The organism is Subsaximicrobium wynnwilliamsii (assembly GCF_007997225.1).
Lineage (GTDB): Bacteria > Bacteroidota > Bacteroidia > Flavobacteriales > Flavobacteriaceae > Psychroserpens > Psychroserpens wynnwilliamsii.
Genome location: NZ_VORM01000003.1, coordinates 256,716 through 268,307, shown reverse-complemented (window position 1 = coordinate 268,307; position 11,592 = coordinate 256,716). Strand labels below are relative to the sequence as shown.

Genomic DNA, 11,592 nt, shown 5'->3' with positions numbered 1-11,592 from the left:
AAGGCTACATTTGCAGTCCAATAAAAACACGTTTTTTATTTGGTTTTGGAGAGTTGCCAGAGTGGTTAATGGAGCAGTTTGCTAAACTGTCGACGGGTAACTGTCGCGTGGGTTCGAATCCCACACTCTCCGCAGCATATTGATAACCATTCGGGGTGTAGCGTAGCCCGGTTATCGCGCCGCGTTTGGGACGCGGAGGTCGCAGGTTCGAATCCTGCCACCCCGACCATTAAAAGCCTAAAAAATCCTTGATTTTTTGGGCTTTTTTTATTTGCGGTGTTGCTAACGCAGTTGAGCAAAAACCAGCAAATAAAAAAAGTGCGTAAAAACCGTTTTTCGCGGTTTTAGGCTTCCAATGAGCAACAACCCCACTATAGGATCACTAAGAGTAATCCTGCCACCCCGACCATTAAAAGCCTAAAAAATCCTTGATTTTTTGGGCTTTTTTTATTTGCGGTGTTGCTAACGCAGTTGAGCAAAAACCAGCAAATAAAAAAAGTGCGTAAAAACCGTTTTTCGCGGCTTTAGGCTTTCAATGAGCAACAACCCCACTACAGGATCACTAAGAGTAATCCTGCCACCCCGACCAACCTAGTAATAAGTCACAATAAAACACTGTTAATCGTAAGATTTTCAGTGTTTTTTTTATGGAATGAATCGACGCCTTTTTATATGAGTTAAAAGTTGAATTAAATGCTGTTCATTTTCTTACCGTAATTGTCGTAATTTTGAAGCTTTTTAGCAGTATTCATTTTTTAAGCTCAAGCGTCAACGTCAAACTATGTCCCACATGAATTATATTAACGATTCAAAACCTCTTTACTATTTGAAAAACATACGCTTCTACACCATTCTATCAATTTTGGCAATTGCTACTCACCAATCGGCATTTTCCCAAAACAAAGATGTCGAACAAACGTTTTACTTTACCGGTAATACTGAACTTGAGACCAACAACCCTACGCAACAGGTTTTAAAGGCCATTACCGAAATGTCTCAGCAAGACGAAAAAGCGACCTTTGTTGCTCTTGGCAATATCACGAAAAACGGCTACCCTCCACAAAAGAAAGACCGTAAACAAACCGAAGAGTTACTGCAAAAAAGCTTGATGCAACCTCTGGCCAACTTTAATGGTAACATCATCTTTATGCCTGGCAAAAATGAATGGACTCAAAACGGGCATGAGCATATTGATGAGATGGAGTCTTTCATTCAAGATAATAGCAAGGTTGAATTCTGGCCCAATGACGGCTGCCCGCGAGAGATAGAAAATTTGGACATGGAAAACGTGGAGCTGCTCATGATAGATTCACAGTGGTTCTTAGAAGATTGGGACAATCACTTATACCTCAACAATAAATGTGATATTAAAACACGTGACGATTTTTTCGCCAAGTTTAAGGACGATTTAAAAGACGAGCAAAACAAAACGGTCATCGTGGCCATTCATCACTCCATCTTAAGCGATTCACGTCAAAACTTTTTTGAAAATATAGGAGGTTTGAGCGTAGAAGATTATTACAGCACACAGCGCCAAAAAATGGCCGGAACTCTGGAAACCTTGGCCGGTATGTTTCCTGATGTGATTTTTGTCTCTGCCAGTGATAGAAATCTGCAGTACATCACCGATGATGGCGTACAGCAGATTATCAGTGGTGCTGCTAGTAATAAGCTGGACAATGTGCGCAAAGCAAAAGAAGGTCAGTTTACTGCAAAAACCCATGGGTTTGCTCGATTGACTGTTTACAACGACCGCAGTTCTAAAGTTGAATTTTTTGCCACAAACGAAAGCTCAGCGCAAAAACTTTTTGAAAAGGAGATCAGGCGCCAACAAACTACGCTGGATGAAGTTTCCTATCCCGATATGAGCCCCTTTGGGGAGACTTATAAAGCCTCAATTTATACTGCGGAAGAAACTGATAAAAGTGGTTTGCACCGTTTTTTATGGGGCGATCACTACCGAAGCATATATAGTAAGGAGATTGAAGCATCAGTTTTGAACCTGGCCGAACTTCCGGGTAATGTTCACGCTATTTCTGAAGGCGGAGGGAATCAATCCCGCTCTATTCGTCTTATAGATGACGAGGAGCACGAATATACTGCCCGCGAATTGCGTAAGAGTGCCACCCGTTTTATACAAGCTAAAATAAAAGACCATTATGTCCAAGAGTTTATGCAAAACACCATTGCAGAAGATATTGTGCAGGATTTTTACACCACTGCGCATCCCTATGCGCCTTTTGCATTAAATCCTATTTTTGACAGTCTGGATATTTATAATGCCGAGCCAAAAATCTACTACTTGCCCAAACAAAAGCGATTGGGGATTTATAACGAAGATTATGGCAACAAACTCTACATGTTTGAAGCACATGCAGGCGACGAGAATAAATCTTTTGAGCGTTTTGGAAATCCCGATGACATCATCAGCACCAAGGATTTACTGGCAGAAATTAGAAAATCAAAGAAAAATCAAGTTGATGAACCCAACTTTTTGAAAGTGCGGTTAATGGATTTTGTCATTGGCGATTATGACCGGCATTACGATCAATGGCGTTTTTCTGCTTTTGAGCAGGAAGATGGGACGACCTTATACAAAACCATTCGTCGTGACCGCGATCAGGCCTTCCCAAAGTATGACGGACTCCTATTGGGTATTTTAAAAATAGGTTTGATTGATTTCCGTTCTATGGAACCTTATGATGAGGATGTTGATAATGTGAAATGGATGAGTCGTTATGCGTATCCATTGGATCAGGCATTTCTCAAGGAAATCAAATGGGAAGACTGGGAAAAGCAAGTGCAGTTTATTCAGAAAAACTTAAGCGATGCAACTATTGAGGCGGCATTTGAAACCTTGCCGGAAGCTGCGCAGGATGAAAGTATCATTGCTATTAAAAAAGCGTTAAAGGCGCGTCGCGATAATCTGTCATCCATCGCAAAACGCTATTACGACTATCTAATGAGCCATCAAATCATTTTGGGTACCGAGGAAAAAGATGATTTCTTGATTACTCGTGGGCCTAATGGTGAGACCACTATAAAACTTACAACCATAGACAGTCTATCATTTGAAAGAACGTACCATAAGGATTTAACTGAAGATATCTGGATTTATGGTCTTGATGATGAGGATACCTTTAAAATAGTTGGCGATGGTGACAACTACATCCCTTTGAAGATTCTCGGAGGCGAGAACAACGATGTATATGATTTTGAAAATACGCGTGCTGTAAAAGTTTACGACTATAAAAGCAAGATAAACACCTTTTCCAACCCTAGAACCCAAAAATGGTTGGTTGATAGCTATGACATCAACACCTATAATGATGCTTCCAGAAAATTGAACGCATTTACAACCTTGCCCTCAATAGGCTTTGACCCCGATGCCGGTTTCAATGCTGGCTTGAGTGGCACTTATACCACATACGGTCTTGCCAATAATCCGTTTTCTACAGAGCAGACCCTTAGCGCAAAATATTATGCCGCGACCAACGGTTTTGAATTGAAATATTCAGGAGAGTTTGCGCATATTTTTTATAATTGGAATTTTGGCTTAGATCTGCGCTACACCAGTCCTAATTATGCCTTGAATTATTTTGGCACTGGCAACGAGACATTTTATGATGAGGATGCGGTAGACCTTGATTTTAACCGTGTACGCATTAGACAATGGCATGTTGCTCCTTCCTTAAAATACAGAAAAGACAGAGTGCAAGTCAGTCTTGGTCCAGTTCTAGAATCGCTGGATGTAAGATCCTCATCAAATGGGATAACAGGAAGCACTGGTGTTTTTGATCCAGAAGATTCTGTTTTCAATAAGCAATATTATGCAGGGGCAGACGCCAGCTTTCAGTATAAAAATAAAAGCGGGGAAATGGCCTTTATAAGAAGAGGATTCCAGTTTGATGTAACCGCCGGGTACAAAACCAATATTGACGAGTACAACAATGAGTTTACCTACCTTAAGCCAACACTATCCATTGACTATCCGCTCCATCCTAGTGGAATGGCTGTATTGGCCACAAAAATAGGTGCTCATATGAATTTTGGTGATGCCTATGAGTTCTATCACGCTGCGACATTAGGCGGAAATCAGGACTTAAGAGGTTTTAGAAATGAGCGTTTTAACGGTAAAACCGCGTTTTACCAAAGTACAGATTTGCGCGTGGGCGTCCATCAATTTAGAACTAACTTTATTCCTATACGATTGGGGCTTTCCGCTGGTTTTGACTACGGTCGTGTTTGGGTAGATAACGACAACTCACAACAGTGGCACAACAGCTATGGCGGCTCTGTTTTTATAAACGGATTTAAAGCCCTCACTGCGAACGTGGGCTACTATATGAGTGACGAAAGTGACCGTGTGATTTTTACATTAGGCTTTGCTTTTTAAGCATAAACGAAAACGAAATAATAATGGGGAAACAATTGATTTTTATTCTGTTGTTGTACCTTCAAACACTTTAAATGATACTATAAAATGAGAACTGAAAAAACTTTAATGATTGTGGATGATGATGAAGACGACCGTTTTTTTTTCCGCAGCGCCGTACGTAAATACAATCCATCTTACAAATGCGTAGAAGCCGAAAATGGTGATGATGCACTTCAGCAATTGCGAAAAGCCGAACAGTTGCCCGATTTTATTTTTCTGGATTTAAATATGCCGAAAATGGATGGACGGGAATGTTTGATAGAATTGAAAAAAGATAGTTCCTTAGCAAAAATTCCGGTGGTTATTTACAGCACCTCTGAATATAAAGTCGATAAAGAATTAACTGTGGAACTTGGAGCCGACTATTTTCTTACAAAATTATCTAATCTTTATGAATTGCCAGAAGAATTATTGAAAGCAATGAATATAGTCGCAAGAAAACCCTAAACCCGTTTCCTTAGCGCACAATCATCAACGTTCTTCATGTTTCGAGAAACGACTGATGCCTCCCGCAGCTAAGACCGTATTGGTGGCCCCTTTATGCAAGTGAAGCTAAAGGGCGCCTTTTGCTGTTTTTAATTTTGGCCCCGATACCTATCTGGATCAATACCTCGTGGATTTTGCAATGTGGTGGATTATAGGTTTCCAATTAAGTCCCTCCAGCGGGTTTTATTTACCGAGGCTTGCCTCGAAATACAATGAACATCTTTCAATAGATACCTTCTGGGTTTGCCCCGAGCTTATGATTTAAAGGCACATACTTTCGTGCCTCGAGCTTTCCCCGAATCCTTCTGTGGGTTAAAAATCTTGCCGCGCCCGAAGCAGCGGAATCACGAGACTGCCTGCCGGCACGTTTTTGCCAACTCAATCTCTCATTGATCATTACCCCGTAAAGAGCTTACTATAAATTTCGCGATTTCAACAGGCGGCCGTTCTGATTCAAAAACCCATGCTACTTTAGAGCATAGTAGTTTGGTTTATCCATTGCACTTCGCAGAAAGTGATGAGGCAATTAGAAAATAAAACCTAAAAAATAATTTCGGCCAATTATTTTCCATCCTCCTTTCGTATCTTTCCCCTACAAAAGTTTAGTGTTGAGGATTCAAAACATTTTAATGTTAGTGGAGATGATGCATAAGACCGGTTTTAGTCCAGCAAAACTCGTAAGGAAATAAGTTCATGGTATGAGTGCCTCAAAATAGGCAACGGTAAATACGCAATCAAACGCTTACAAAAAATAATCCTGATTGCCCATTTTAATTTATTGGCATTCAGTAGGGCTCTTTGGCATGGATTGATTAGAGAAATTAAAAGCAGTATAGAAACTAAAAAACAGACAAGTCATTTAGTTGCTCCATTTATAAAAATCAAAAGAAAAGTGATTGCTCTTTTGAACTTGAACCATCCTATGTTTTCAATAAGCCCAAGCATGCAATGCAACTTCCCCAACTTGTACTTTCAGCGATGAGAAATGTAGAGGCGAACAAACATTATCAATTATTAAAACATATAAAAAAATGAGCACGCCAAAATTTATTATCGTAGTAGGCACTTCGGCAGGCGGATTGAATGCACTCATTGAATTTGTTTCGCAGTTGAAAGCAGAAATGGATGCAGCTGTTTTCATCGTGATGCACTTATCAAGAGCAAGCATAAGCGATTTTCTGGTGCACCGCCTTCAACCGTTTACCACTTTGCCATGTGCACTAGCGAAAGAAGGTGCAGCGGTAAAAAAGGGTCATGTTTACATTGCTGCACCCAATGCGCATCTGCTCGTTAAAAAAAATAAAATGATTCTTGGTCACGGCCCTGAAGAAAACCGCTGGCGGCCTTCCATTGATGTGTTGTTCCGTTCGGCTGCTGCCGCTTTTAGCACACGGGTGATTGGTGTTGTATTGACCGGTTCCCTTGATGATGGCACCACAGGCATGATAGCCATTAAAAGAAGTGGAGGCACCTGCATCGTGCAAGATCCCAACGAAGCAGAATATCCCGACATGCCGCTTTCCGTCCTCAATAACATGGAAGTGGATCACTGCGTTTCGCTCGGCCAAATGGGAGAACTGATTTTTCAAGTGACGCAAACCTTACCCGAAGAAATCCCTGCCCCACAGGATATTTTAATTGAATCTCAAATTGCGGAGCGGGTAGTTGTGGATTACGAAAATGTAAAACAAATTGGCGAGAAAAGCATTTACGCCTGCCCCGACTGCGGTGGAGGCTTGTGGGGAATAGAGTCGGAAAAAGGAATCACAAACCGTTACCGCTGCCACATCGGGCACTCCTATTCAGAAAAGGATTTGGTGGTAAAACAGGGTGAAGTATTGGAGTCCACTTTGTGGGTCGCCTTGCGCATTATGGAGGAGCGTGGCACGCTTTTGAAGAAAATGGAAACGGATAACAGTAAAAGAGGATATTCGAAAATGGCTACAAGCTATCGTGAAAAGTTTGAGAATATTCAGCTGCATGTTGACCAAATGAAAGCGGTGTTATATGCCTCGCAAAAAATAATTTAAGAATCGTTTAGATATATGGCAACAGCAAAAAACAATAAGGTTCAACCGCCTGCCACCAAGCAGAACTTTCCCATTGTAGGTATTGGTGCAAGCGCAGGAGGGCTTGATGCATTCAAAAAACTGCTCTCAGCCATACCCGAGAGTTCAGGAATGGCCTATGTGTTGGTACAGCACCTGGATCCCTCGCATGAAAGTATGTTGCCGGAGATTTTACAACGGGTCACAAAAATTCCCGTGCATGAAATTACCGAAGATATGCATCTGGCACCCGAGCACATCTACATCATTCCTTCCAACAAAATTTTAACATCAACCGATGGGGTGTTGCAACTCGCGCCACGCGATAAAAAAATTCTAAACCTTTCCATTGATATTTTCTTCACTTCGCTGGCCGAAGTGCATAAAGAGTTTGCAATAGGTGTGATATTATCTGGCACGGGTAAAGATGGGACAGAAGGTTTGAAAGCCATCAAGGAACATGGCGGCATCAGCATTGCGCAGGACATGGAATCGGCAGCCTATGATGGTATGCCAGAAAGTGCCATCAATGCAGGAGTGGTGGATTTTATTTTAGCGCCCGAAAAAATCCCTGAACAGCTTTTGCAAATAAACAGCGCCTACAAAACAAGTCGAGTTTTCACAAAAGAAAAACCACCTACCAAAGACGAAGAAGCGGTATTCGAACAAATCATTTCGCAACTTCGCCAGAGTAGCGGCGTTGATTTTACCCACTATAAGGATCCAACCTTACGCAGGCGCATCGCAAGGCGGCTTGCCATTGCAAAAGAGAAAAACATGGCAGACTACCTAAAGTTTTTACGTAGCGACAAAGACGAACAGGATGCACTTTTTCAAGATATGCTCATTCCGGTCACTTCTTTTTTCCGCGACCCGAAAACGTTTCAGGCTTTAACTGAAACCGTTTTTCCTTCCATCCTGAAACATAAAAATCCTGACGCACCTATTCGTATGTGGATTGCCGGTTGCTCCACAGGCGAAGAAGTATATTCAATTGCCATTTGCCTGCAGGAATTTTTGGGAGCAAATTCCGATAGCTACCGGGACCGAACAAAAATTCAGATCTTCGCTTCAGATATTTCTGAAAAAGCAATTAAGAAAGCACGCGCAGGAATTTACACGACCGCCGATGTGGAAGGGCTTTCTGCATCGCAGCTCGAAACCTATTTTACAAAAAACAATGGCGGTTACGAAGTGAGCAAAAGCATTCGTGATATGTGCGTGATTGCTCCTCACAATTTTTTAAAAGACCCGCCATTTGCAAAAATAGATTTAATCTGTTGCCGTAATGTGCTTATCTACATGGATTCTTTTTTACAGCAGAAAGCATTCGCGACGTTTCATTACGCACTTAAAGAAAACGGATTTCTGCTCCTCGGTAAATCCGAATCTGTAGGGGCGTCTTCCGATTTGTTTGCTCAAGTGGTAAAGAAAGAGAAAATCTATTCACGCAAGCGAGTTGCCGGTCGCTTTAGGCGTGGGGCCACCGAACTGAAAGAAGAAGTATCAACCAGAAAAATCAAAAACCAAACCAAGCAGGAAGCCACCCAAACCGATTTCAAAAAAAGTGCAGAGGCCATCATGATTGCCAAAGCTCCTGCAAGTGTTGTGGTAAATGAACAACTGGACATCGTGCACATTCACGGAGATATTTCCCCTTTTCTTGAGACACCGCAGGGCCAACCCACTCATCATCTATTGAGTATGGCGCGCGATGGTTTGAGCTTTGAATTGCGAAACGCCATTCACAAAGCCTCAAAGGACAAAATAGCTGTTACTACAGAACATATTCCTCTAAAAATAAACGCCCCCGTGACTAATTCTAATAGCGATCGGGAGGGGCAAGGGAAACAAACTTTGGTGGTGATGGAGATCATTCCGATGAACGATACGGTTGAGCGGCATTACCTGATTCGCTTTGAGAAAACGATAGTTGCCAATGTGAAGGACGAAAAATCAGCCTCATCAGGAAAAACAAAAGCAGCCGAAGCATTAAAGCGAAACAAGCAATTAGAAAAAGAATTGGAGCATAACCGTGAAGACATGCGGGCCATCACCCAAGATATGGAAGCAGCTAACGAAGAACTGCAAAGCGCCAACGAAGAATTGCAGAGCAGTAATGAGGAGATGCAAAGTTTGAATGAAGAACTGGAAACTTCCAAAGAGGAGCTGCAATCCACCAATGAAGAACTGATCATCATCAATCGGGAATTGTTTGAAAACCAGGAACAACTCAGTGCAGCCCGTCTGTATTCAGACAGCATTGTTAGCACCATGCGCCACCCGCTCATTGTTCTTGATAAAAATCTTCTCATTAAAACCGCCAATGCAGCCTTTTACGAAAAATTTAAGGTGGATGAAAAGGAAATAGAAAAAAAATGGTTTTATGAGATACAGCATCGTCAGTTTGACGATGTTAAACTTCGCTCCTTACTCGTAAAAGTGCTTTCCCAAAGAAACCGGATCGATGACTTTGAAATCGTTCTCAAACTTCCTAAACTGGGAGCGCGTACTTTGTCACTTAATGCACGGCAAGTTAATAACGAAAATACAGATGAGCAATTGATATTGCTTGCCATTGAAGATGTTACAGAGCAGGTGGCAGCCCAAAAAATTATTGATGACAATAAAAAGCGTACAGAAAAAGAGCGCAAGTTGTTACACGATTTCTTTACACAAGCACCTGCCGTGCTTGCCATTCTCAAAGGACCTGAGCATGTATTTGAATTTGCCAACGAGGCTTATATGGAGTTTGTTGGTAACCGTAATCTCAAAGATAGATCGGTGCTTGATGCACTCCCGGAAACGGCAGGGCAAGGCTTTATTGAATTGCTTGACACAGTCTACAAGACAGGCGAAACATATAATGGAAAAGAATTGTCCCTCAAGTTGGATAAAGGCACTGGAGAATTCCAACAGTTTTACATGAATTTCATTTATCAGGCACTTAGAAATGACAAAGATGAAATAGAAGGGATTCTGGTGTACGCGCACGATGTGACCGAGCAGGTCATGGCGCGCAAACTAATTGAAGCAAGCGAAAAGCGTTTCAGTAATATCCTTGAACAATCCATTATGGCCATTGGGATTTTGAAAGGAACGGATATGGTCATAAGTTTTGCCAATGCACCACTGTTAGAGACCTGGGGAAAAGGGGATGATGTCTTTGGAAAGCCGTTCTTTGAAGTGATGCCTGAAATAAAGGACCAGGGATTTCCAGAATTATTGGATCAGGTGTATACTACAGGTGTGCCCTATTATGGACACGAAACAGAAGTTACCCATATTCGCAACGGCAAAGAAGAAACCCGATATTACAATTTTGTATATCAACCCTATACTGAAGTTGACAATAGCATCACAGGCATAACGATACTTGCCACCGATGTAACCGAACAAGTGCTGGCGAAAAAGCAAATTGAAGAAAGTGAAAACGAGCAATTGATGCTGGCAAGACTTTTAAAATTAGCGACAGATTCTGCCGCGGTTGGTATTTGGTCTTTAGATGTTGATTCCTCAAAATTGAAATGGTCAAACATTCATAAAAAATTATGGGGATATGATGAGCATCGTGAAGATCTAACGTACCAAGACTGGCATAGCGTGATTGTGCCAAAGGATAAAAAAATGGCTTTCCAAAAAATAGAAGCGTCCAAGGAGAATCACGACATTTATGAAGTTGATTATCGAATTACCAGGGCAAATGATGGCGCCGTGGTTTGGATGAGATCCACAGGGCAGTATCATTATGATGAATTTGGAAAAGCGCATACACTGTCGGGCATAAGTATAGATATTACCGAACATAAAAGCTTTACTGAAGCATTGGAGGTAAAGGTCAAACAACGAACCGCGGCACTCAAAAAATCAAACGAAGAATTAAAGAAGACCAACACGCAGTTAGACCAGTTTGCCCATGTGGCCAGTCACGATTTGCAAGAGCCGTTGCGCAAAATTTTAACCTTTTCAATGCGCTTGCAAGACGATCACAAGGCCGAGTTGAGCAAAGAAGTGAAATTCTATCTCGACAAAATTGAAGGCGCTTCTGCGCGCATGTCAACGCTTATCCGCGAATTGCTCAATTATTCACGCTTGCTAGGGCACGAAAAATCAGTTGTGCAAACCAATTTGAATGCAACACTAAAAAATGTCTTAAAGGATTTTGAGTTACTCGTTGAAGAAAAGAAGGCCCTAATAAATTTTGATGAACTGCCTAGCATTGAAGCAATCCCCTTGCAGATGAACCAGCTTTTTTACAACCTCATCAGCAACGCACTTAAATTTTCCAGGGAAGAAGTGCCACCAGTGATCAATATCACATCGCGGACACTTTCAGATAAACAAGTCAAAAAACATCCTACCTTAAATCCGTCCGTGACTTATGTTGAAATTCGTTTCAAAGACAACGGCATCGGCTTTGACCAAAAGTATTCAGAAAAAATATTCACTATATTCCAGCGTCTGCACAACAGAGACACTTTTATAGGCACAGGCATTGGTCTCGCACTCATAAAGAAAATCACTGAAAACCACCAAGGCCTAACCTTTGCAGCTGCAAAAGAACATAAAGGGGCAACCTTTCATGTCATACTTCCTGTTAAACAATCGTAATAACCAACC

The 11,592-nt window shown here is 41.6% G+C and carries 4 protein-coding genes and 2 tRNA genes; all 6 read left to right on the top strand.

Going from position 1 to position 11,592, the window contains the following annotated elements; genetic code table 11:
- Positions 1 to 47 precede the first annotated feature (47 nt).
- The 6 genes from ESY88_RS04070 to ESY88_RS04045 all read left to right on the top strand — a co-directional run bounded on the left by ESY88_RS04070 (position 48) and on the right by ESY88_RS04045 (position 11,583).
- Positions 48 to 132, top strand: a tRNA-Ser gene (locus ESY88_RS04070).
- 19 nt (positions 133 to 151) lie between these two features.
- Positions 152 to 229, top strand: a tRNA-Pro gene (locus ESY88_RS04065).
- A gap of 561 nt (positions 230 to 790) precedes the next feature.
- The gene (locus tag ESY88_RS04060) at positions 791 to 4,396 is read left to right on the top strand and encodes a BamA/TamA family outer membrane protein (RefSeq protein WP_189702514.1); all 3,606 of its coding nucleotides are present in this window, start codon (positions 791 to 793) and stop codon (positions 4,394 to 4,396) included.
- Positions 4,397 to 4,483: 87 nt separating this feature from the next.
- Positions 4,484 to 4,885 carry a response regulator gene (locus ESY88_RS04055; protein WP_147084733.1) on the top strand — a complete coding sequence of 134 codons (402 nt, stop codon included), beginning with the start codon at positions 4,484 to 4,486 and terminating at the stop codon, positions 4,883 to 4,885.
- 1,070 nt (positions 4,886 to 5,955) lie between these two features.
- Positions 5,956 to 6,954, top strand: coding sequence for a chemotaxis protein CheB (locus tag ESY88_RS04050; RefSeq protein WP_147084732.1), 999 nt, complete (start codon positions 5,956 to 5,958; stop codon positions 6,952 to 6,954).
- Positions 6,955 to 6,969: 15 nt separating this feature from the next.
- Entirely contained in the window at positions 6,970 to 11,583 is a 4,614-nt protein-coding gene (locus tag ESY88_RS04045) for a chemotaxis protein CheB (protein WP_147084731.1), read from the top strand.
- The last annotated feature ends 9 nt before the right edge of the window (positions 11,584 to 11,592 follow it).

Bases quoted from the DNA above. Each gene is read 5' to 3' on its own strand.
- ESY88_RS04060 (WP_189702514.1), top strand. From the start codon at position 791: ATGAATTATATTAACGATTCAAAACCTCTTTACTATTTGAAAAACATA.
- ESY88_RS04045 (WP_147084731.1), top strand. From the start codon at position 6,970: ATGGCAACAGCAAAAAACAATAAGGTTCAACCGCCTGCCACCAAGCAG.
- ESY88_RS04050 (WP_147084732.1), top strand. From the start codon at position 5,956: ATGAGCACGCCAAAATTTATTATCGTAGTAGGCACTTCGGCAGGCGGA.
- ESY88_RS04055 (WP_147084733.1), top strand. From the start codon at position 4,484: ATGAGAACTGAAAAAACTTTAATGATTGTGGATGATGATGAAGACGAC.